The 22,863-nt window shown below is 31.6% G+C and carries 19 protein-coding genes and 1 tRNA gene; 9 read left to right on the top strand and 11 right to left on the bottom strand.

Annotated elements, in window-relative coordinates; translation table 11 throughout:
* Window positions 1-37 precede the first annotated feature (37 nt).
* A complete protein-coding gene (pepE, locus tag ACVC08_RS09420; RefSeq protein ID WP_452601842.1) occupies window positions 38-745 on the top strand; it encodes a dipeptidase PepE in 708 nt (235 codons plus the stop codon).
* A 74-nt stretch (window positions 746-819) separates the two neighbouring features.
* On the opposite strand, the gene ACVC08_RS09415 is transcribed toward pepE, so the two are convergent.
* The 5 genes from ACVC08_RS09415 to ACVC08_RS09395 all read right to left on the bottom strand — a co-directional run bounded on the left by ACVC08_RS09415 (window position 820) and on the right by ACVC08_RS09395 (window position 5,837).
* A tRNA-Gly gene (locus ACVC08_RS09415) sits at window positions 820-892 on the bottom strand.
* A gap of 140 nt (window positions 893-1,032) precedes the next feature.
* Window positions 1,033-1,755, bottom strand: coding sequence for a LytR/AlgR family response regulator transcription factor (locus tag ACVC08_RS09410; RefSeq protein ID WP_452598434.1), 723 nt, complete (start codon window positions 1,753-1,755; stop codon window positions 1,033-1,035).
* Between the two features lie 22 nt (window positions 1,756-1,777).
* Entirely contained in the window at window positions 1,778-3,829 is a 2,052-nt protein-coding gene (locus ACVC08_RS09405) for a tetratricopeptide repeat-containing sensor histidine kinase (protein ID WP_452601841.1), read from the bottom strand.
* 140 nt (window positions 3,830-3,969) lie between these two features.
* Entirely contained in the window at window positions 3,970-5,304 is a 1,335-nt protein-coding gene (locus tag ACVC08_RS09400; RefSeq protein WP_452601840.1) for a T9SS type A sorting domain-containing protein, read from the bottom strand.
* Between the two features lie 107 nt (window positions 5,305-5,411).
* Window positions 5,412-5,837 (bottom strand): GNAT family N-acetyltransferase, encoded by a 426-nt coding sequence (locus ACVC08_RS09395; protein WP_452596689.1) that lies wholly within the window; start codon window positions 5,835-5,837, stop codon window positions 5,412-5,414.
* 54 nt (window positions 5,838-5,891) lie between these two features.
* Between ACVC08_RS09395 and ACVC08_RS09390 the strand changes: the two genes are divergently transcribed.
* From ACVC08_RS09390 to ACVC08_RS09380, 3 genes are read left to right on the top strand one after another with little or no spacing between them, the layout of a single operon-like run.
* The gene (locus tag ACVC08_RS09390) at window positions 5,892-6,842 is read left to right on the top strand and encodes a GNAT family N-acetyltransferase (protein ID WP_452601839.1); all 951 of its coding nucleotides are present in this window, start codon (window positions 5,892-5,894) and stop codon (window positions 6,840-6,842) included.
* Window positions 6,843-6,862: 20 nt separating this feature from the next.
* Window positions 6,863-7,591 (top strand): M15 family metallopeptidase, encoded by a 729-nt coding sequence (locus tag ACVC08_RS09385; protein WP_452601838.1) that lies wholly within the window; start codon window positions 6,863-6,865, stop codon window positions 7,589-7,591.
* A 33-nt stretch (window positions 7,592-7,624) separates the two neighbouring features.
* On the top strand, window positions 7,625-8,398 hold the full coding sequence (locus ACVC08_RS09380) for a M48 family metalloprotease (protein ID WP_452596686.1): 774 nt from the start codon (window positions 7,625-7,627) through the stop codon (window positions 8,396-8,398).
* A 62-nt stretch (window positions 8,399-8,460) separates the two neighbouring features.
* On the opposite strand, the gene ACVC08_RS09375 is transcribed toward ACVC08_RS09380, so the two are convergent.
* Window positions 8,461-8,853, bottom strand: coding sequence for an ankyrin repeat domain-containing protein (locus ACVC08_RS09375; protein WP_452601837.1), 393 nt, complete (start codon window positions 8,851-8,853; stop codon window positions 8,461-8,463).
* A gap of 287 nt (window positions 8,854-9,140) precedes the next feature.
* Between ACVC08_RS09375 and gpmI the strand changes: the two genes are divergently transcribed.
* The 5 genes from gpmI to ACVC08_RS09350 all read left to right on the top strand — a co-directional run bounded on the left by gpmI (window position 9,141) and on the right by ACVC08_RS09350 (window position 12,957).
* The gene (gpmI, locus tag ACVC08_RS09370; RefSeq protein WP_452601836.1) at window positions 9,141-10,658 is read left to right on the top strand and encodes a 2,3-bisphosphoglycerate-independent phosphoglycerate mutase; all 1,518 of its coding nucleotides are present in this window, start codon (window positions 9,141-9,143) and stop codon (window positions 10,656-10,658) included.
* Between the two features lie 72 nt (window positions 10,659-10,730).
* Window positions 10,731-11,135, top strand: coding sequence for a BT0820 family HAD-type phosphatase (locus tag ACVC08_RS09365; RefSeq protein ID WP_452596683.1), 405 nt, complete (start codon window positions 10,731-10,733; stop codon window positions 11,133-11,135).
* 11 nt (window positions 11,136-11,146) lie between these two features.
* Window positions 11,147-11,965 (top strand): type I methionyl aminopeptidase, encoded by an 819-nt coding sequence (map, locus tag ACVC08_RS09360; protein ID WP_452601835.1) that lies wholly within the window; start codon window positions 11,147-11,149, stop codon window positions 11,963-11,965.
* Window positions 11,966-12,040: 75 nt separating this feature from the next.
* Complete coding sequence (locus ACVC08_RS09355) at window positions 12,041-12,121, top strand: hypothetical protein (protein ID WP_452601871.1); 81 nt, start codon at window positions 12,041-12,043, stop codon at window positions 12,119-12,121.
* A gap of 68 nt (window positions 12,122-12,189) precedes the next feature.
* Window positions 12,190-12,957, top strand: a complete 768-nt coding sequence (locus tag ACVC08_RS09350) for a methyltransferase domain-containing protein (protein WP_452601834.1) — start codon at window positions 12,190-12,192, stop codon at window positions 12,955-12,957.
* Between the two features lie 55 nt (window positions 12,958-13,012).
* Here ACVC08_RS09350 and ACVC08_RS09345 read toward each other — a convergent pair whose 3' ends face one another.
* From ACVC08_RS09345 to ACVC08_RS09325, 5 genes are all read right to left on the bottom strand, one after another.
* On the bottom strand, window positions 13,013-13,702 hold the full coding sequence (locus tag ACVC08_RS09345) for a hypothetical protein (RefSeq protein WP_452596680.1): 690 nt from the start codon (window positions 13,700-13,702) through the stop codon (window positions 13,013-13,015).
* Between the two features lie 12 nt (window positions 13,703-13,714).
* Window positions 13,715-14,032, bottom strand: coding sequence for a hypothetical protein (locus ACVC08_RS09340; RefSeq protein WP_452596679.1), 318 nt, complete (start codon window positions 14,030-14,032; stop codon window positions 13,715-13,717).
* Between the two features lie 12 nt (window positions 14,033-14,044).
* Window positions 14,045-15,466, bottom strand: a complete 1,422-nt coding sequence (locus ACVC08_RS09335) for an FG-GAP-like repeat-containing protein (protein ID WP_452601833.1) — start codon at window positions 15,464-15,466, stop codon at window positions 14,045-14,047.
* Between the two features lie 16 nt (window positions 15,467-15,482).
* Window positions 15,483-16,460, bottom strand: coding sequence for a terpene synthase family protein (locus ACVC08_RS09330; RefSeq protein WP_452601832.1), 978 nt, complete (start codon window positions 16,458-16,460; stop codon window positions 15,483-15,485).
* A gap of 179 nt (window positions 16,461-16,639) precedes the next feature.
* Entirely contained in the window at window positions 16,640-22,816 is a 6,177-nt protein-coding gene (locus ACVC08_RS09325; RefSeq protein WP_452601831.1) for a choice-of-anchor Q domain-containing protein, read from the bottom strand.
* Between the last annotated feature and the right edge of the window lie 47 nt (window positions 22,817-22,863).

The raw sequence follows: 22,863 nt of genomic DNA, 5'->3' as shown, positions 1-22,863 counted from the left end.
TATTTTTTATATTACACTCTTTTGAAACACTTAATGCATGAGACATTTAATTATTGCAAGTACTTCTACGGTATACAACGGCAAACCTTTAGACTATATTATGGAGACTTTAGCGTCTTTATTTAAGGAAACCGACAATATTCTTTTTATTCCATATGCTAGACCTAGCGGTATCTCTCATGATGATTATACTAGTAAAATACAAAATGCTTTTAAAAATATAGGCAAATCTGTTGTTGGTATCCATGAATTTGAAAACCCTATTGAAGCAATCAAACAAGCAAAAGGCATTTATGTTGGTGGCGGTAATACTTTTGTACTGGTTAATCAATTATACAAAAACAATTGTTTAAATGCTTTAAAACAGGCTGTAGATAATGGCACTCCTTATTTAGGTACTAGTGCAGGAAGTAATATTTGTGGTTTAACTATGAATACTACAAACGACATGCCTATTGTATACCCTCCTAGCTTTAAAACACTAGGTTTTGTGCCTTTTAATATAAATCCGCATTACTTAGATCCTGATATTAATAGCAAGCATATGGGCGAAACCAGAGAAACTAGAATTAAAGAGTTTCACAAATTTAATACACAACCTGTTATTGGCTTGAGGGAAGGAAGTTGGTTAGAAGTTAAAGGTAACACTATACAATTATGTGGCGTATTACATGCTCGTATTTTTGAATACAATTCTGAGGCTTACGAAATAGAGTCTGGCACGTATTTGAATGAATTAAAGTAGATACACTAACCTTTTAAAAAAGCTAAAATAATATGTATAAAAAAAGCTTCATTTAATAAATGAAGCTTTTTTAGAGCGAGAGACCGGGTTCGAACCGGCGACATTCAGCTTGGAAGGCTGACGCTCTACCAACTGAGCTACTCTCGCATTTCCGGATGCAAATTTACACATAAATCTTAATTCTCAAAACTTTTTATCAATAAAAATTGAAGTATTTTAAACTACTTTAAAATCTAAAAAATAACCTACTCATTTTCAACACCAAAGCATTTCTTTTAATTATTACATTAAACCAAATTAATTTTAGTCATAAGTTCTTCTTTATATTTTTTGCCAATAGGTATGTTTTCTTTTCCTACTACAATCATATTATAGTCTATTTGCTTTAAGTGGTCTAGATTAATAATATAACTGCGATGAACTCTAATAAATTTTTCGTTTAATTTTGTTATTATATAATTTAAACTTCCACGAATAACATATTTTTTACCATCTTCTAATTCGATTTCGGTATATACGTGCTCACTTTTTAAATACAGAATATCTTCGAATTTTAGTTTTACAAAAAGATTTTTTTCTTTGATAAAAAAAGCATCTTTAATTATTAAATCGCTTCCTGCTACTTCTCCTATTTTTTTAGAATAATTATGTAATGCTATCTCTATAGAGGTGTATAATTCTTCTTTAGTAAATGGTTTTATTAAATAGGCAGGCGGCATTACTTTTTTTGCTTCCCCTACAGTTATAGGGTCTGCATTAGAGGTTAAAAATATAAAGGGAAAATCGTAGTCCTGTCTTATTTTTTCGGCTAAATCTATACCTGTTCGCTTTCCAGATAATTGAATATCTAAAATGGCTATATCTGGTTTCTCTTTTTCTATAGCTTGCAACGCTTCAGTATAATTAATAGCTGGCTCTAATGTTTGATATCCTAAAGTATCTAAAGTATCGCAAATGTTATCTGCTATTATTATTTCGTCTTCTACTACTAAAATTTTAATTGCACTCATTAGTTTTATGTTGCTTTGCTTATCAATCTACCAGTGCCCTGGTTTCTGTATCTTTAAAAATTATTTCAAATCTTGCGCCTTCGTCGTTTAATAGTTTTAAACTACCGTGTAGTTGTTTTGTTAATCGTTTTACTAAACGTAATCCCAAGCTTTTCATTTTAGTAACATCTATAGAACTGTCTAATCCCTTTCCGTTGTCTGATACGACTAATTTATATTCTCTTTCATTTAACTTATCTATTGAAACTTTCAATTTATTTTCTTTTTCAGTATCGAAAGCATACTTGTAAGCATTAGTAATTAATTCATTTACAATTAAGCCTAAAGGTATTGCTGTATCTACATCAAAATGAATATTATTAGCTTGTACTTCTGTATTTATTTTTTTATCAGAGCTGTATAATATTGTCAATTCATTCACCAATAGTTTTATATACTCATCAAAATCTATAAGCCCTGTTTCGTTTTGGTATAATTTCTGGTGAATTAACGCCATAGATTTCACTCTATTCTTACCTTCGTTTGCAAGTGTTAAGGCTTTTTCATCTTCAATTTCTTTTGTTTGTAATTCTAATAGGCTTGAAACAATTTGAAAGTTATTTTTTACTCTATGGTGTACCTCCTTTAACAGCAGTTGTTTTTCATGAAGAGCTTTTTCTATAATTTTATTTTTCTCATTTAATACTACTGTATGTTTTTTCTTTTTTTGGTATTCGTAATAAGCAAATCCTCCTAGTATTAATGCTATCCCAAATAGAAATAACAAAATATGTTGCATGTGTTTTTCTTGCTGTAATTTGTTTTCATGCTGTAGCGCTAAAACTCTTATATCTTCAGCTTTTTGAATACTATCTCTATATTGTTTTCTATCGAATTCGTATGTTAACTCTAGTTCTTTTTCTTTTTCAATTTTTCTTTTATTAACTAATGAATCTTTGGTTACAGTGTAAGTATTCATATACTTAAATGCTTTTTCATTATTATTTAGGTCTTTATAGAAATTAGCTAAATTTAAAGAAACATATTGTTTGTCTTTTAACTTATTTAGTTTATCCCAAACTTGATATGCTTTTTCATAATATTTAATTGCATTTGTCTTGTTATTTATATTTGCCCAATAATCTCCTTTAGTTTGGTTTAAATATCCTGTAAAACTTGGGTTTATCTTTTTAGGTAATTTTTTGTTAGCTATGTTTAAATAATAATAATAGGCACTATCCATATTATTTTCTTTCATTAAAGCTCTTGCTAAATGTACCGAAGCATAGGCTTTTCCATAGTTAAAATTAATAGTATTGGCTAAAGCTATAGAGTTATGCATATTCTCCTTTTGCTCTTTTATAGACATACAATTACAGCTCGCATAAATCATTCCTAAATTATTACGCCAAACTACTTGACTTCTAAGGTTATTTTTCTCCTTAAAAAAGGACAACATTTCTTTTACTGCTGCAATACTTTTTTGGTAATAGCCTTTAGAATAATAGAGGAAACTTTTACTTTGTATTATAGGAATTAATTTTTCGCCATCTTTATATTGCATTGCTATTTTTTGAGCTTTATTTAAATCTTTGATAGCGTTATCTGTTTGTGAAAAATTACCGTAAATATTAGCTCTAAAAGAATAGGCATTTATTATAAGTTCTTTATCGTTTATTTTTTGCGCTAGATTTAAAGACTTATTTGTGCAACTAAAAGCTTCATCGTACTTACTTTGTGATTGATATGTTCTTGCTAATACTATATATACTTTACTAACTGTAGCTGTATCTTTTAATGTTTTGTATAGCTCTATAGCCTCTTGTAAATTAAGTACTGCTTCATTTTCTCCATAATTGCTATCTTTTCCTAGAGTATAAAGAACGTCTGCTAATAGTTTTTTATCATTAGCTTTAATTGCAATCTCTTTTTTAAGTTTTAAATAATAGTTAATAGTATCTCTATTATTTGTCTTTTCTATAAGTTGAGTTATACTATCTATTTTATGTGTTTGTTTTGTATTTTTTTCTTGAGAGAACAGTAAACAGCTGTATACTAAAAAGTAAAAGAGTACTATTTTTTTAAGATCTAGCATTGACGTTAAGTTTTTTTGATCTATTATTAATAAGTGGTTATAAAAGTAATGTATGGGTATTTATAAAAAAAGGTTTGACTAATTAATTAGCCAAACCTTAACTCTAAGATATAATAATTTGATGGGAGATTTCAAATTAACTACCTAATGGTTATTTTCTTGATAATAGCTACATTGTTATCTATACTTATTTTTAATATATATAATCCGGATTGTTTGTTACTTACATCTAACTCCAAATGGTTAGAAAACTCTTTATATATTTTACGGTCTAATAATTGCCCAGTTATGCTATAGAGTTCTAGTGTTGCATTAGTATAGTTGTTATTTCCTAAATTTAACTGAATGTTATCTTTTGCTGGGTTTGGACTTACTTTAATATTACTTTCTACAATTGTCTCTTGTTCTATTCCTAGTGTAGAACCAACCCCCTTAAACCAAGCAAAGTACCCTGGGTTAAAACTACCAACTATTGCATCTATAACGGTATCTCCATCTACATCTCCAAAAGCTATTGAAGAAAATTGACCTGCGTCTGCAAGACCTAAATCTCCAGTAAAATTTTGCAAATTATAAGTTCCAAAATCTGGAGTACTAACCGTCCCAATATTTTCTATCCAAGAAAACATACCTCCATCTCTTCCAAAACACATATCGTAATCTCCATCTGCATCAACATCAATAAAGTTTGGCACTGTTGTTAAAACATCTCCATGCGGCCAATTTCTATCTAGAATACCAGTTCCAGCATCCATATCCCATGGGTTTTCTAAATGAAATTTGCGCTCAAAAACTGGAGCAGATTTAGTTCCTGTATTTTTAAAATAGGCAAGCGAGTCGCTTCCCATCGTTACCATATCAAAATCCATATCATTATCTAAATCCACAAAACCAAAACTAGGAAAGTTAGCTACATTTTGGTTTGCAATACCTGAAATGGTTGATGCTACAAAATTAGGAGTCGTTGCAGTCCCCGTGTTCTCGTAATAATGTATATCGTTAAAGTTAGCCCCATTAACATCAACCTTAGACCCATAAAATAAATCGTAATCTCCATCATCATCTATATCTATAAATTGACATTTAGTCTCATTATTTCCACCTGGTGCAAAACCTACAGCATCTAATGTTGGCAATGCCGTTTGCACCCAATTTGGAGCAGTAGGTGTTCCTGTATTTTCAAAATAATATAATCTCCCGCTAGAGTCTTGGCTTCCAGAGACCATATCTAAATCATTGTCTCCATCTAAATCAATAAGTACTGGAGCAGATAACCTTCCAGTAACAGTAGGTAGTACAGCTGTATCTAACCCAGCAGGATTAGGACCTGGAGAAGTAGCTCCAACTGTTGTAAATAATGTAGTTCCATTTGTTGCATGTGCTCCTTGAAACTCCCAAGAGGTATCAGGAAAAACTTGTGCTGACACATATAAAAAATTAGAAAAAAATAATAAATAAAGTAGTTGTTGTTTCATGTTCATGTAGGATTAAGTTAAAGCAAAAGTAACTTGAATAACTCCCAGCAAGAACAACAATGTTCTAAACACAACTAGACATGTTCTAAAAAGTAATTTCTGTAATATTAAAGGGTTTTATAAAAGTGATATCCATAAATCTCGTAACCTTCGTTATAATAAAATTTATGAGAAGGATAATTTTGTACATAAGTATTTAATTCTGAAGTATTACAGCCTTTACTTTTTGCATAATCATATAACCATTTAAAAAATTGCTTTCCTAAACCTTTACCACGATAATTATCATCTATATACACATGGTCTACTTCCATAGATTTGCCAGCATAATGACGTGTTTGAAACCACATACCAGATATACCTATTAAATTACCATCATCAAAAACACCTGCACACTCATAATTTTGAGTCACCATTTCGGCAAAACGTTCTTTTAAAATGGCTTCGCTATTAGCGTTATTAGTTAATTTTTGGATTAATGGTATAATCGAATTAATTTCGGATGGATTAATAATTTTAAACGTAAAAGGCATTTCCGTATATTTTTTAACAAATTTAATTAATTTTGAAGGATAGCTTATTCCTTTATGAAAATCATAACACAAACAAAAAGACTTTATCTTCGTGAATTTTCTCTTGATGACGCCATTCATTTTTACAACATGAATTTAGACGATGCTGTTATAAAATATACTGGTGATAAAGCTTTTTCTTCGGAAGCTGAAGCAAGAGTATTTCTATCTAATTACAACCAATATAAATTACATAATATGGGGCGCTGGGCAGTTTGCAACAAAGCTACACATGAGTTTTTAGGTTGGTGCGGATTAAAATACCACCCAGAAAGCACTATTGATGGTACTTTTGTTGAAGTAGGTTATCGTTTTTACAAAAAACATTGGGGCAAAGGTTATGCAACAGAAAGTGCAAAAGCCGCAATACATTATGGCTTTAACTCTCTTAAATTAAAAACAATTTATGCCCATGCGCATGTAGATAATTTGGCTTCTCATAAAGTTCTTGAAAAATGTGATTTACAGTTTATACATGAAGATAATTATGATGGTATGCCCGCAAAATTGTATAAAATTGAAGCTCCAAAAATTACTATTAAACAAATTTCATCTACAGAAACATATCCTGTAAGACATCCTGTTTTAAGATCTGGTCGCCCTATTAAAGACTGCAAATTTAGTGGAGACGATTTAGAATCCACAATACATTTAGGATTATACTTTAACAATAAATTAGCAGGCGTTGCTACTTTTTTAAAACAAGAAAACCCTCTTTTTAACACAACTAACCCCTATCAATTAAGAGGTATGGCTGTACTAAAAATACATCAAGGCAAAAGACTAGGAGAACAGCTAATAACCTATGGAGAAGCTTTACTAAAAAGAAAAAATGCAACCCTTATTTGGTTTAATGCTCGTGAAGTTGCAACTTCTTTTTACAAAAAAAATGGTTATATAATTATTGGAGATTCTTTTAAAATTCCACAGGTTGGAACACATTTTGTAATGTATAAAAATCTATAATCTCTATTACATACAATTCCATGAAACGGTCTACATTACAATACTTCTTAGGTTTATGTTTATTAGCTTTTATTCTAATACCTCAACTAATATTTTCTCAACAGGAATTGTCTACCCAAGAATTAATGGGAAAAGGATCTCCTAAACTATATGGTAATGGATATAAACTAAGAAAAGAAGCTCATTTAGCATTTTTAAAATTAAAAGCTGCTGCTTTAAAAGAAGGTATAAATATACAAGTAGTTTCGAGTTATCGTAATTTCGACCATCAAAAACGAATATGGAAACGTAAATATAATCGTTACATAAATCAAGGATTAACAGCGCCACAAAGCATAAAAAAAATAATTGAATACTCTACAATACCAGGAACTTCAAGACATCATTGGGGAACCGATTTAGATATTGTAGATGCCAATGTAAAACAACCTAATACTCTTTTAAACCCTAAACATTTTAATAACTTAGGCCCTTTTTGTAAACTAAAAGAGTGGATGGATGTTAATGCTACAAAATATGGCTTCTATTTAGTATATACTAACCGTGCTAATAGAAAAGGCTTTAAATACGAACCATGGCATTATACTTACAAACCACTTTCACAATCTTACCTAAAACAATACAAATCTCTAGATATAAAAACCATTCTTAAAAATGATAAACTAGAAGGTAGTAAGGCCTTTACAGATCGTTTTATAAATGATTATATCTCACAAAATATTTTAGACATTAACCCAGAACTTTTGTAAATTGAAAGCTCTAAAGAATTAAACTAACGAATTATGAGAAGAAAAAGTAGAGGATTTAAAGGCAGACTATTAATAGGTGTTGCTGTAGCTGCGTTTTTTTTAATAAAGCATTATAGTAAAATGGAGACCAATCCATATACCAATAAAAGGCAAGCTATTTCTATGACTCCTCAAGAAGAAATTAAAATGGGGTTAGCTAGTATTGGGCAAATGACTCAACAGCATGGCGGTTTACATCCAAATCAAAGCTATCAAACTTTAGTAGACAATGTGGGTAATAAGCTAGTAAACAATAGTATTGCTAAAGACACACCTTACCGATACGATTTTCATTTACTAGCAGACCAAAGAACCATTAATGCATTTGCACTACCGGGAGGGCAAATTTGTATTACTTATGCTTTATTTGCTCAACTAAAAAACGAAGATCAGCTTGCTGGTGTTCTAGGACACGAAATTGGTCATGTTTTAGGGAGACACTCAGCAGAACGTATTGCTAATAGTGAGTTATGGCAAGGTTTAAGTACCGCAGGAAGTGTTGGTGGAGATATGGGAGGCTTAGTGTCCCAAATAGGAAACGGAACATTACTTAAAAATGGTCGTGGCGATGAATTAGAAAGTGATGATCTTGGAGTTAAGTTTATGATTAAAGCAGGTTACAACCCTGAAGAAATGATTGGTGTAATGCAAATATTGAAAGCTGCCGCTGGACCTAATAGAGTTCCAGAGTTTCAAAGTTCGCATCCCGATCCAGATAATAGAATAGAACATATAAGAGAATCTATACAGAAGTATAGTAATAACTAAAAAAAAGCCTTGCAAATTGCAAGGCTTTTTATTTACTATTTCTGTACCGTCCTAATATAAACTTACTTTTTATTTTTTAAAGTATTGTCTATAAGCGCATATGTTGCTTCTGCATTTGTCAATTTAGCATACTGTTTAGCCGTTTTTCCTTTTGCAGAGCGTTTTTTTAAATTTGCGCCTTCTGCTATCAACAACTTTAGTACCTCTACTCTATTGTATTTTGCTGCATACATTGCTGGTGTCATTCCTTTAGACATCTTATTTACGTCTTCTCCTAATTCTATAAGCTTTTTTACAGTGGCAACGTCTCCTTTTACTACAGCTACACAAAATGCACTAACATTATAAGCTGGTTGTGTTTTAAAAGTTGTTGGAGTTGTTTCTGCTGTTGTCATTGCATTTACACTAGTTAAAGAGAATACAAAAGCTGCTGCGATAATGATTGTTTTTTTCATGATGAAAGATTTTAATTAATGATTTTTGTTTTTTGATTATATATAAGAGACGACGATAGTTTTTAAACGTTACGTGTTTTTTTGCAAATAACATTTCTTTAACTATTACTAGTTAATATGTTAACAATAACACAAAATCATATTATTTTTCCTTTTTTAGTAAAAATCTCTCTCTACTTTTATATTTCATAATTAATTAGGCTAAAACGATTTCGTTATTTTATATGCAAAATCACTACAATTTCAGGAGTTTAGTTTTATATCTTTGTTGTCCTAAATATATAGTAATGAACAAAAAAGTCATTTTAATGATACTGGATGGTTGGGGTAAATCTCCAGACCCAAAAGTATCTGCAATAGATAACGCACAAACACCATTTATTGATAGCTTATATACTAAGTACGCGCATGCACAACTTAGAACAGATGGCTTACATGTAGGCTTACCAGAAGGGCAAATGGGAAATAGCGAAGTTGGCCACATGAATTTAGGTGCTGGCCGTATTGTTTATCAAGATTTAGCAAAGATTAATTTAGCAGTAGAGCGTAACACGCTTTATAAAGAACAAGTTTTAATAGACGCATTTAAGTATGCAAAAAACAACAATAAACCTGTTCATTTTTTAGGTTTAGTTAGTAATGGTGGTGTACACTCACATATTAATCATATAAAAGCACTAGTAGATGCTTCTAATAATAGTGGCGTAGAAAAAGCATATATTCATGCTTTTACAGATGGCAGAGATGTAGACCCCAAGTCTGGTAAAGCTTTTATTAAAGATTTACAGCAACACATTGAAGGTGAAAATGCTGAAATTGCTTCGGTAACCGGACGCTATTACGCTATGGATAGAGACAATCGCTGGGAGCGCGTAAAGTTAGCGTATGATGCTATTGTTAATGGAATAGGAGACTCGTCTTCTAATATATTAGATAGTATTCAACAAAATTACAATAACAATATTACTGATGAGTTTATAAAACCTATTATAAAGTCTAATTCTGAAGGACAACCAACTGCTACACTACAAGAAGGAGATGTTGTCATCTTTTTTAATTTTAGAACAGATCGTGGTCGTGAATTAACGGATGCTTTATCTCAACGAGATTTTGCAGAATATAATATGAAAAAATTAAACTTGTATTATGTAACTATGACTAATTACGATGAGACTTTTAAAGACATCAACGTTATTTTTAATAAAGATAATATTACCGAAACTTTAGGTGAAGTATTAGAGCAGCACAGTAAAACACAAATTAGAATAGCAGAAACCGAAAAATATCCTCATGTTACTTTTTTCTTTTCAGGAGGAAGAGAAACTACATTTGAAGGGGAATCAAGAATACTTAAAAACTCTCCCAAGGTAGCTACTTACGATTTAAAACCAGAAATGAGTGCTTACGAGCTTACGGATGCCTTAGTCCCTGAATTAGAAAAAGGAGATGTAGATTTTGTGTGTTTAAATTTTGCTAATGGAGATATGGTAGGCCATACTGGCTCTATGGAAGCAGCAATAAAAGCGTGTGAAGCTGTAGACAATTGTGTAAACAAAGTCGTTACAACTGCTCTAGATAATGGTTATACTACTTTATTAATTGCAGATCATGGTAACTGTGAAACTATGGTTAACCCAGATGGTTCTCCACACACTGCACACACTACAAACCCTGTTCCTGTTATATTAATAGACAAAGATTTAAACACCATTAAAGATGGTATTTTAGGAGATGTAGCACCTACTATTTTAAAGCTTATTGGTATTGAAAAACCTAAAGCAATGACACAAGAAGCTTTAATTTAATAACTAACACTATTACTGTATTAAAATTACCGTAATAAAAATTGTATTTTTGCATTCTATTTTACTATTTAAATGAATATTTCTAAAGGACTTATAATAGCTGTAGACTTCGATGGCACCATTGTAGAAGATGGTTACCCAGGTATTGGAGACCCAAGATTATTTGCTTTCGAAACATTAAAACGTTTACAGGCAGATGGGCACCGCTTAATATTATGGACTTATCGCCATGGTAAAAAATTAGATGAAGCTGTAGCATTTTGTAAAGCTAATGGTATTGAGTTTTATGCTGTAAACAAAAGTTTTCCAGAAGAGCATTCTGTAGAAGGTGTTAGCCGTAAAATTCATGCAGATTTATTTATAGACGATAGAAATATTGGTGGTATTTTAGGTTGGGGAGAAATATACCAAATGCTAACTAAAGAAACCCCTCAGCTACCAAAACAAAAGAAGAAAAAAGGATTTTTCCGTTTTTAAATAGAAGGTTTATGATAATTGCAAAAACAAGAGAAGAAATAGAGTTAATGAGAGAAGCTGCTTTAGTAGTTTCTAAAACTTTAGGTGAGATTGCTAAAGCTGTTACCCCTGGAATAACCACTTTAGAATTAGATAAACTTGCGGAAGAATGTATTAGAGACCAAGGTGCCATACCTGGTTTTTTAGGATTATACGATTTCCCAAACACATTATGCATGAGTCCTAATGCTCAAGTAGTACATGGTATACCCAATAACACGCCTTTGGTTGAAGGCGATATTATTTCTATAGATTGTGGTGCTATTAAACATGGCTTTTATGGAGATCATGCTTATACCTTTCCTGTTGGTGAAATAGATGTAGACACAGAAAAATTATTACAAGTAACTAAAGAATCTCTTTATGTTGGTATTAAAGAGTTAAGAGTAGGCAAACGTGTTGGCGATGTTGGTTATGCTATACAAAAATATTGCGAAGATCATGGTTATGGTGTTGTACGAGAATTAGTCGGTCATGGTTTAGGTCGTGTTATGCACGAAGATCCAGAAATGCCTAACTACGGAAAACGTGGTCGTGGTAAAAAATTTATAGAAGGTATGGTCGTTGCTATAGAGCCTATGATAAATATGGGAACGCAACGTATTAAACAACATAAGGATGGTTGGACGATTACAACTTTAGATGGTAAACCTAGTGCGCATTTTGAACATGATGTTGCTATTTTAGATGGTAAACCAGAATTATTATCTACTTTCGCTTATATATATGATGCTTTAGGTATAGAATCTAACGAAGAGGATGAATTTAGACAGAAAGCTTTAGTACTATAGTTAAAAACATTTTCAATAGATTATAAAGCAGGCTTTGCTATCTTCAATAAAATTATTTTAGAAATAAAAACAGTTTTGTATTTACCATCAACTCATGTAAAACAAACTTTAAATTATTTAATAGCATTCAAAACTACAACTAGGTATTTTAGTTAATTTTGGAGAAGATAGTTTAAAATATAAAAGTATAGGGCTTTAGTTATTAGTGAAAATTCGTAAAATTCGTGTTAAAAAAACTTTTCAAATTCATATTAAACACTATTCCAAGGCCTTTATTAATTAGGTTAAGTTATGTTGCTCGCCCCTTATTAGCTTTTTTTTTAAGAGGAAAACAATTTACAGATCCTATAGATGGTAAAAGTTTTAAAACATTTCTACCATATGGCTATGGTAACCAACGTAACAACGTATTATCGCCTTCTACGCTATCATTAGAACGTCACAGACTATTATGGCTATATTTAAAAAATGAAACTGATTTCTTTTCTGCTAAAAAGAAAGTACTTCATTTTGCACCAGAACAAGCTTTTTATAAACGATTTAGACAATTAAAGCACCTTGATTACACTACTACCGACTTACTATCGCCTTTAGCAGATGTTAAAGCAGACATCTGTAATTTACCTTTTGAAGATAATAGTTATGACATTATTCTTTGTAATCATGTTTTAGAACATATTCCAGATGACACTAAAGCGATGCAGGAATTATATCGTGTACTTAAAGTTGGTGGTATGGGAATTTTTCAAATTCCACAAGATTTAAATCGTGAAATGACTTTCGAGGATGATTCTATTACTGACAAGAAAGAACGTGCTGCAATTTTTGGACAATACGATCATGTTCGTATTTATGGCAGGGATTACTTTGACAAATTACGTGGTATTGGTTTCACTGTTGAAGAGGTTGATTACACCTCAACTCTTAAGGAAAATGATGTAGAAAAGTATTGCTTAGCTAAAGGAGAGATTATACCTGTAGTTTATAAATAAAAAAAGAGAACCCTATATAGAATTCTCCTTCTTAAAAGCGACTATTTTTGAAGTTCTACATACAACTTGTACTATATATCATATTAGAATCTTTTAACCAACCATTATAACCGTTTGTAGCACCAACATCGACTTGTATGCAAGATAAATTTGGATTAATACCCACTTCCATACGCCACATATTGCTATTATTTCCGTTTGCGATATTTATAGTATTTGTCAAGTTATTTTGTTTAGCTTTTAAGTCTATTAGATTTGATAACATACTAACATCTAAACTTTCAATATTGTTATTTTCTACTAGTACTTGCTCTAATAAAGTATTAGTAGAAAGACTTATAGCATCTAACTGATTGTTAAATAGCTGCAAACTCTTTAAATTAATATTATAACTAATATTTACAAGTGTAAGGGTATTATCATTAGCCGTTAAATTACGTAAGGCTGTAAGCTGTTGTAAAGCAGTTTCTGGTAAAGTTTCTATATTTTTATTTCCAATATTTAAAACTGCGACTCTATTATTTTCAACTACAATACCTTCCCAAGTCGATAAATTGGTAGAGCTTATATCCCATGTTAATGTATTACTAGTATTTGCATTATAAATCTCTATTAATGCCTCTCTATCTTTTTGTAATTCAACTGTAGATGATGCATCATTTTGATTTTGCGAATCATCATCATTATTACAATTAGTAAAAAGAATAATTGTAAGGCATAATATTAGGGGTTTTAAAATTCTCATAGGTTTAAAGTTTTAATCTATTAGTTTAGACAGTTTAATTGTTTTACCGCAATGTTTAGATGCTATTTTAAAAATCACGTCTCCTTTTTTGCCTTTATTAGCCCAACGCACTTCTTTCCCTACATTACAAGAAACACTTGTTTTAGAGCCCTTGTTTAAACTTACAAAGCCGCTTCCTGTATGTATAGAGACTTTCTCTTTTGTATCGTTTACTAAAGAAAAACTACTTCCTATAGTTTCAGAATATGGTTGTGTTTCAATGGTAGTTGTTGCTGTTTCCGAAGTAAAACTTACAATAAGTAAGCTTACGGTAATCATTAATAATTTCATAGTTGTTATAATTTAGTGTTTAATAAATTGAAAGGCTTGACTAAGTTTATTTTCTGTTTCAACTTTAAGTATATACAGACCGTCTTGTAAGTTTGAAACATCTATTGTTTTTAATTTTGTTTTGAAAAGGGGCTCTCCTAATAATGAATAAATACTTACTTCTTTAATTACTAAAGAGGTCTTTATGTTTAAAATGGAATTTGTAGGGTTTGGATATAATGCTATGTTTTCTATTACGTTTTCCTTTATAGATAATGTAGCAATATTATTTTTAAAGATTTTGGTAGTGTACATATTTACTCCTGAAATTTGATACGTAAGTACAATATCCATATCTGTATCTCCATCTATATCTCCTACTTGAATTTCTGGTCTAAAATTAACAGTTCCAAAAGGTTGCCCGTTCATTGGGGACAACTGTCCTGTTCCTAAGTTTAAAAAGATATTCATATCTGGAGTTGCACTCATGCATGCCCCCACAATATCAAGATCTCCATCATTATCAAAATCTGCAAATTTAACTGTTGAAAACACGGTGTAGTTTGCTGCTGGAACTCCAAAGTAAGAAGAGTAATGACCAGCGCCATTATTGCGGTGAGTTGCCATTACTCCTGTAGAACGATTAGAACCTACTTGAACGGCATCTAAATCGCCATCTCCATCTACATCACCTAAATCGAAATCTCCAAAGAAAGCACCTTCTAAACTATCAACGTTTCCAAGGGTAAAGGTTCCTGTTCCTGAATTAAAATATTTATGATAAACTGCTCCATTAAGATTTTGCCCAATTACAAGTAAGTCTTGGTCTCCATCATTATCTAAATCGGCAAACTCTGTTTTTCCATCCACGGCTTGTAATATCCCTGAGAATAATTGAGAATAAGTATAGTTTCCATCATACCGCCATATTTTTGCAGAGAATTGTGTTGTTAGTCCAGATATGGTCATATCCATATCATTATCCCCATCTACATCTCCAAAAGCAAATTGAAGTGCAGAGTTTACATTATTAAAGTTAGTTGTTATGCCACTTATTTGATGTTTTGTAAAACCACCTACTCCATTATTTTCATAGATATCATACACTCTATCTATTCCTGTAGTACTTATATTTCTAATAACAAAAACATCTAAATCATTGTCTCCTTCAATATCTACAAATCTTATATTCTCTACTGGGTCATTAATAAACCCGTTTTGTTCTTCTATGTAAGTACCAACTCCATTATTTTTAAACAGTCTAGCTGTTGTTCCTCCAGAAATCCCTATTAAATCTAAATCTCCATCATCATCTACATCTCCTAATTGGATTGATTTTAATCCATTTACACCCATAAAAGGTGTGTTTGTTTCTTCTGTGAAATTCTGGCTATATATACTAGAAATTGTAAGGGTAAATGCCAAAATACAATTAATAAATAAAGAGGTTCTCATTAGTTATACTCGTTTGTTATAATTTTAAGTCTTCAAAAATGGCTTCAGAATGTTTATACCGTTTTGTATTAATTTGCCAATGGTAGCTGGCCGAGACAACAACATCTAATCCTTGTAAATGTTTTTCTATAATGGATTGATTTGCAGGGTTTAGAAATTGTATTTCTTTTTTAATCTGTAGCATATTCGATTCAAATTCTTCTGATAGTTTATTAACTAGGTTTATAGATTTTAATATTGCTTCTTCTAGCGTATTGGCTTCTCCTGTAGTTAAATATGCATTTATTAAATTATAGTTACTGTGCTTTTCTTTAGCATACGAAAACAAATCGTTAGCCAAGCCACCAATTAGTGCACATGTTTGCTCTAATGGCTCTAAAAGCGGGACTTCTTTTTTTACATGTTCTAGAACATAATTATCATTTACATACTCCATTAGGTCTATTACTGGAATCATACCCGATGTATATAAACGGATTTTTATATAGTCGTTAACTGTTTTGTATACTGGTGCTTTTAATGCATAGTATAAATGTTCTTTAACAGATTTTGTGTATTTAGTAAAAAAACTACTAGGGCTATTTTCTCTTATTGTTTTACTAATGTAAATTATAGCTTGGTATAATTTTTCTAGTTTATCATTTTTACAAATTGTTTCTACTTTTTCTCCTTCCCATAATGCTAAAATAGTTTCTAAATTAGCAACCTCACCTTTAACTGTATCTTCTCCAAAAAAGTCATCTAAAAAATATAGTGCATCATATGTAACCAAAACATTTACCATTTTTTGTATTGCTCCATTAACATATAAGTAATTAGTCATGGTAGTATGATCTCGGTATAGGGTTTCATCTACAATACCTAGTTGTAATGAGATTTCTTTAGCTTTCTCTAAAATAAGTGTTGCTGCTTTATGTTTAAAGGAGTCTTTTTTAGCAATAGATAAATCTGTAGATAAAAAAGTGGTTTTTGTTATGGATAGTGTATTACTCATCTATAGCGTTTTAAGATATCTACAAAAGAAATGACTTATTTATACTGAGTTTCTCTTTAGTTTCTGAAATACTATTATGGGTTTCTAAAGCAAAAAAATCCCGAAAAAGTTTATACTTTAACGGGATTATAAACAATAATTAAAACCACAAACTACCGTTTAAAAAAATATGTCATTAATTAATTTGCTCCTTCTGGTAACTGTTGTGTAAAAATATAGGTTGCTACTGGAGGTCCGCCAAATACAGAGTTAGACGGGTTATTAAATATATTATTTCTAATAGACAACACATCACTTGATGCTCCAGAATAGTAAGTTGCTCCATCCATATTTACATCTGTATCGTAATATCCTAAAGAACCATAGGTTGCTACTGGAGGTCCACCAAATATGGAATTAGCTGGGTCATTAAATACCTGAGCCCTAATTGCTGGCACATCTGACTGTCCTCCTAAGTAATTTAATCTACCATCTCTTCCTGTATCTCCTGCCCACATTCCTGCTAGACCAGAGGGCATACCAAAAGTGGCTTGCGCATCTGTACCAAAGGTAATAGGTGCATTTGCATTAGTAAAATCGACTATAGTTGTTGTTTGGTTTAGCGATACTGTATTTGCTGTCATTATCCCTAAATGATTTCTATGTTTTACAACAACAAAGTAACTTCCATTTGGTACATTAAAGATTACTGGAGACACACCATCTACTGCTACTACATCTCCATCTCTTTGAATTAATGCTGATTGAGAAGCTACAATTGTTGTATTAGTTGTTGCATCTCTTAACTCTATAAGTACCCAATCTACTATAGCATCATTTCCTGTTACTGCAAAAACAGAACTGTTACAGGTTGCTGCATCTACATATGGAGATGTTGTAGGTATATAGTTATTTGCTCTTAAATCATCTCTCATTATAGAAGCTCCAGATCCTAACATTGCACCTTGTAAAAATGCTTTTGGCATTAGAGAAATTGAGCCTAAAAACTCATAAGCCCCCATATCTACTGTTGTATTAATAATTCTAGAGTTATTAGACAAATCTGTTATTGCCGTTACAAAGCTATTATCTCCACTATTTAATCCAGGAGAGCTGGATGATAAAGAATAATCTCCAGTTATTACACTATTAAATAATGGATCTAAACTACTTGTATTTGTTGTATTTGTTATACTTGCATCGTTAAAACCAGCCTGGTCAATAGAATTAAATACTTCTAATGAGTTTCCTGCTAATAGATATAATGGAGAGATTGATTTCGTTATATTCCCGCCTACAGTTGTGTTACCCCAAAAAATACTATTAGCTATATCTGTATTTAACGTGCCTGTTAATCCACTATTTGCACTTATAGCAAATGTTGCTCTTGTAGCGTTATTTAATGAATTGTTGGTTCCTTCGTCTATATTATTAACAAAGGTATTGTTTATTACTTTTAAGTTTAAATCTGCTGTATTACCTAACATTCTAACCCAAGCAGCACTTCCACTTAATCCTCTTGCTGTAGATGTATTTAAATCGCCAGCTATATTTCTTTGAAATAAGTTGTTTACTATATTTACATCTATATTAGTATTGTCTCTTGCATAAGTGTAAACTCCTGTTCCCCAACGAGACATATTATTTTTAATCACGCAGTTTTCAATATTTAATCCTCCTCGTATTCCTGCTGTATTATTAAGATCAAATTCTGCAAATACTGCCGCGCACGCATTTCTACTTACATTATTCTCTATAATACAGTCTTTTATGTCTAATTTATTAACTGTTTTGAACTTAACAATTGCTCCTCCTTGTTCTGATGCATTTAAGTTATTATGTGCGCCACTAATTGTTAAACGCTCTAATAATGCATTTTCTCCATCGAAACCTATAAAGACTACATGATAGCTATTATCTCCATTTCTTGTAGTATTAGAATAGTTGGATATAAAATCGAGAGTATTTGCATCGTTATTGTTTAAATCTCCAGATAAAATAGTCTCGTTTGCTCCAAAAATACGATCTGTTGTCTTTATTTCATTACCAGCGAATCCTCCTTTAAGTGATATATCGTTTTTATTAATTAAGAATCTTGCATTTCTGTCTCCCGTGCTAGTAGGATAATATGTTCCAGCTGCTATCCATATAGATTCTCCTCCTTGAACTGATGATAGAGCCGTTTGTAAATCGGTATAAGCATTTACCCAAGATGTACCATCGTTTAATCCTGTTGCGTTTAAGCTAACATAAACTGGAGGTGATAAGGTTATAGTTTCCATCTCATAAGTTGTTGGGCTACCCGAACAGTTAGTTCTTATATAGTAATCGTAGGCTGATTCTGGAAGTATGTTTGTTATTGTGTAAGTATTTGTTGTAATATTATTAACTACGGTACCATTAGCTATTGGTTCTCCACTTTCAACATACACTAAATCGAAAGGTCCTGAATTATTAAATGGGTGCTGCCATGATAGTGTTGCAGAATTTGTAACTGATGGTATTTTTTCTAATGTAATATTAGATATGTCTCCACAATTTACTGGTAATTCGTAAGCCCCCATATCAATTACACCTCCGGAAACTCTTGAGTTATTTAAAAGATCGGTTGGTTGTGTTGTATAGGTATTATCTCCTGCGTTTAGGGCTGGTGAAGTTGGGGATAGTGTATAATCACCATTAATAGCATCATTAAACATAGGGTTTGATGTTACTGTATTTACTGAACTTGTAATACTACCTTCTACAAAATTTAAAGCATCTAGAGAGTTGTAGACATCTAAACTTAAAATTGGTACTAAATACAAATCTGAAATTGCTCTAACATTAGCATTACTAGCCCCTTTATTATTCCAAAAAATACAATTAGAAACTTCCGCAGTCATCGGACTTGTTATTTGAGTATTTCTACTTATGGCTAATGGAGCTCTAGTATTATTACTTAAATTTTGATTAGTTCCTGTATCTAAATTATCTACATAAGTATTGTTATTTATTTTAAGGGTAACATTAGATCCATTAGCTATAATTCTAAACCATGACGCACTTCCGCTTAACCCTGTAGCTCCTGTATTATTTAGATTTGCTGCTATATTTTTAGAGAACAAACAGTTTTCTACAACAATATCTACATTAGTATTCCCCCTTACAAAACTATAAATACCACTTGCCCAACGTGACATATTATTACTAAATCGACTATTTGTAATAATTAAATTACCTCTTGCTCCACTAGTATTATTTAACTCATATTCGCAAACAAGACCCGCATTATCATTTCTACTTACATTATCTTTAACAATACAGTTATTTAAGGTTAAATCTGCAACTGTTTTATCTTTTACAATCGCACCACCTCGCTCTGTAGCACTTTTATTATTGTGAGCATCCTTTATTGTTAAACCATCTAATATTAAGTTATTTCCTGTTGCAGAAATTGTAACAATATGGTAACTATTATCTGTATTTCTAGTTGTATTTGAGTAATTGTCTACATAACTAGCTAGGTTAACGTCATTATTAGCTAAGTCTCCCGACAGTATTGTTTCATTAGCTCCATATAAGCGTTGAGATAATTGCAATTCTGTGCCAGCGAATCCTCCATATATTTTAAGGTTTTGTTGCGTAATATTAAAACTTACATCTCTATTCGATGTATGTGGTTTATAAACGCCAGATGCTACCCATATTTCCTCATCATCTTGAGCTACAGATAATGCAGTCTGGAGAGAAGTATATGCATCTACCCAAGAGCTTCCATCATTATTTCCAGTAGCAGCGCTATTAACAAAAATTGGTGTTTTAAATCCTATTGTTTTTTTAACATATGCTGTTGGCATACCATTACAGTATGTACGAATATAGATGTCGTAAAATGTATTTAAAGTCAACCCTGAAAGAGTATATATTTCATTTGTAATATTAGTTATAGTTGTTCCACTTGCTATAGGCTCTCCCACTAAAGTATATGATAAATCGTATGGTCCAGAATTATTAAATGCATGATTCCAAGTTATTGTAGTCTCATCTGCTGCTAAAGTATTTTCTGTTGATTGTATATTCGAAATTTCACCACAAACTAATACTTTTTCATATACTCCCATATCTACAGTTGTATTAACAATACGTGGATTACCAGCTAAATCTTCGGTAAGAGTTACATAAGCATTATCACCACTATCTCTTGCAGGAGAACTCCCTTGAAGTGTAAAATCGTTATTTAAATAATCTGAAAACAAGGGATTACTACTACTTGTATTGGTTTGACTAGAGGCATTAACTTTTGAAAAACCGTCTTGAGCTATAGAATTTCTAACATTTAATGTCGTTGCGAAATTAGAATGTCCTTGGTTTAAGGTTCTAACTGCATCTCCATTAGCATCTTGATTATGATAGAAAATATTATTAACTCCCGTAAAATTATGAGAACAATTTCCACCTCTAGATAGGCCTAACACCCCCCTTTCCGCAGAGGGCTGTGTCCCTATATCTGTATTATTAACAAAAGTACAGTTAGTTACTGTAGATACTAAACTGCTACTAGTTGTATTTGCTCTTAACCAAGCACCGCTTCCTGTAAATCCTAATGCAGTACCAGAGCGATCTTTTGTTATATTATTATGGAATAAACTATTACTTAAGTTTACAGTATAAGTTCCTGATGTTGAGTTTAGAGTATATACTCCTCCTGCGTAGGTTACTACATTGTTTCTAAATATTGAGTTTTCAACAAGTAACTGACCTCCTGCCATAAATTTTGCATAAATACCTCCTGCCCCAACGGCAACATTGTTTTCGAAAATACTATTTCTTATTGTTAGCTCTAAAACGTTATCTTGTTTTCTAATTCCTCCACCAAAACGGTTATCTCCTGAACTTGCATCTGATTGCCCTCCAGAAACTACGATACCATCTACAATAACTCGTTCTCCTGAAATGGTAATTACATGATAAACATTTTCTCCTCGTCCATTTCCAACAAAATCAACTCCTGTATCGTTACCATTAATATCTCCAGATAGCATTGTTATATTGTTGTAAAAGTTACGTTGATTAATGCTTGTTTCACTTCCTGTAAAACCACCATAAATCTTAACATCATCGTTAACTATTGCAAATGTATTTTCTCTATTTCCTGAATTTGGTTTATAAGTTCCTGTAGCTATCCAAATTTCAGATTTGCTTGGTGCAAAAGCTAATGCATCTGTTAGAGAGGTAAAAGCGTCTCCCCAATTAAGCCCTGTATTTGCTCCAGTTGCATTTTCATTAACATAAACAATTCCTGGAGTAGTAAAACTATAAGGTACTACCGACCATTCTGTTGTATTAGCACACTTTTCCCTAACAAAAACATTATAAGTTGTTAATGATGTTAATCCAGATAAGGGTACAACTCCATTTGTTATATTAGAAATTATTTGTGCATTTGTAAAAGGCTCTCCTTCTGGTAAATAGGCTAAATCGAACGTTCCAGTTTGCGATATATTTATAGTCGCACTGTTAGTGGTTACTGCAGTATTTCCTAAAATAGACACATCTGGCACTGCACAAAAATTCCCATTAGAGAATAATGTATTAATTTCTGCTGTTGTTAAAGCCCTGTCATATACATGTATATCATCTAATTCATCTTGGTATATATCCACTCCAGATAAATTAGATATTCTGTTATTTGCTATATTAACGTTTCCTAGTGAGTGTATGGTTTTAGTTACTCCAAAAGCCGCAACAAAGGTCGTAGGGTTTTGTTGGGTTGGGTTATTATCTATTGTTATAGTATTTTTCAACTCATAACGCGCAAAATTTGAGGTATTATTAACAAACGTTAATTCTACACTTACATTTACGTGATGCCAATTACTATCTGCTATAGTTGTTGTTGATTCAAAAGTATGCCCTATATTAGCTTGTACTGCTTGATTTAGCTGGTTACTATTATAACGTACTCTAGAAGAGGCTCCAATTTTACCATTCTTTAAATAAATAAAATAACCTGTTTCATTACCATTAAAGCCAGTTCCTGAGCGTTCACTTTGATCTATAATGGTTCTTCTATTTGAATCGTTTGTAGAGGTTTTAATCCAAAAGCTATAATTTATTACTTGGTTTACGCTTTGAAATGAACCAGAAGTATTTCCAAAATTAATATCACTTCTTGTGAGGTAATCCCCATTACAACTTAAAGCATTGTTTACTACGTTAAACCTATTAGACGTATTGGAAGAAGACACACCAGTTTTGGTAAAGTCATTCATATTCGCTGTACCATCGACGAAAGTTCCATTATCTAATTCATAACTCGCAATAAGGCCATTTGTAGGGATTTGTGCATAAGAGAGTGAAGATAAAAAAAATAAGAAAAGCAATCTTGTTTTCATAGTATAATTATAGTTTGTGGTTTAAAGCATAAAACTACCTACTAATT

It is taken from the genome of Pontimicrobium sp. MEBiC06410, from assembly GCF_053601615.1.
This window is presented reverse-complemented; position numbering and strand designations above follow the sequence as displayed.

What these genes read in the sequence shown, in the direction of transcription:
- ACVC08_RS09390 (WP_452601839.1), top strand. Translation starts at nt 5,892, where the DNA reads ATGAAAATCATAACACAAACAAAAAGACTTTATCTTCGTGAATTTTCT.
- ACVC08_RS09400 (WP_452601840.1), bottom strand. Translation starts at nt 5,304, where the DNA reads ATGAAACAACAACTACTTTATTTATTATTTTTTTCTAATTTTTTATAT.
- ACVC08_RS09340 (WP_452596679.1), bottom strand. Translation starts at nt 14,032, where the DNA reads ATGAAATTATTAATGATTACCGTAAGCTTACTTATTGTAAGTTTTACT.
- ACVC08_RS09380 (WP_452596686.1), top strand. Translation starts at nt 7,625, where the DNA reads ATGAGAAGAAAAAGTAGAGGATTTAAAGGCAGACTATTAATAGGTGTT.
- ACVC08_RS09345 (WP_452596680.1), bottom strand. Translation starts at nt 13,702, where the DNA reads ATGAGAATTTTAAAACCCCTAATATTATGCCTTACAATTATTCTTTTT.
- map (WP_452601835.1), top strand. Translation starts at nt 11,147, where the DNA reads ATGATAATTGCAAAAACAAGAGAAGAAATAGAGTTAATGAGAGAAGCT.
- ACVC08_RS09365 (WP_452596683.1), top strand. Translation starts at nt 10,731, where the DNA reads ATGAATATTTCTAAAGGACTTATAATAGCTGTAGACTTCGATGGCACC.
- ACVC08_RS09325 (WP_452601831.1), bottom strand. Translation starts at nt 22,816, where the DNA reads ATGAAAACAAGATTGCTTTTCTTATTTTTTTTATCTTCACTCTCTTAT.
- ACVC08_RS09375 (WP_452601837.1), bottom strand. Translation starts at nt 8,853, where the DNA reads ATGAAAAAAACAATCATTATCGCAGCAGCTTTTGTATTCTCTTTAACT.
- ACVC08_RS09410 (WP_452598434.1), bottom strand. Translation starts at nt 1,755, where the DNA reads ATGAGTGCAATTAAAATTTTAGTAGTAGAAGACGAAATAATAATAGCA.
- ACVC08_RS09385 (WP_452601838.1), top strand. Translation starts at nt 6,863, where the DNA reads ATGAAACGGTCTACATTACAATACTTCTTAGGTTTATGTTTATTAGCT.
- pepE (WP_452601842.1), top strand. Translation starts at nt 38, where the DNA reads ATGAGACATTTAATTATTGCAAGTACTTCTACGGTATACAACGGCAAA.
- ACVC08_RS09335 (WP_452601833.1), bottom strand. Translation starts at nt 15,466, where the DNA reads ATGAGAACCTCTTTATTTATTAATTGTATTTTGGCATTTACCCTTACA.
- gpmI (WP_452601836.1), top strand. Translation starts at nt 9,141, where the DNA reads ATGAACAAAAAAGTCATTTTAATGATACTGGATGGTTGGGGTAAATCT.
- ACVC08_RS09405 (WP_452601841.1), bottom strand. Translation starts at nt 3,829, where the DNA reads ATGCTAGATCTTAAAAAAATAGTACTCTTTTACTTTTTAGTATACAGC.
- ACVC08_RS09395 (WP_452596689.1), bottom strand. Translation starts at nt 5,837, where the DNA reads ATGCCTTTTACGTTTAAAATTATTAATCCATCCGAAATTAATTCGATT.
- ACVC08_RS09330 (WP_452601832.1), bottom strand. Translation starts at nt 16,460, where the DNA reads ATGAGTAATACACTATCCATAACAAAAACCACTTTTTTATCTACAGAT.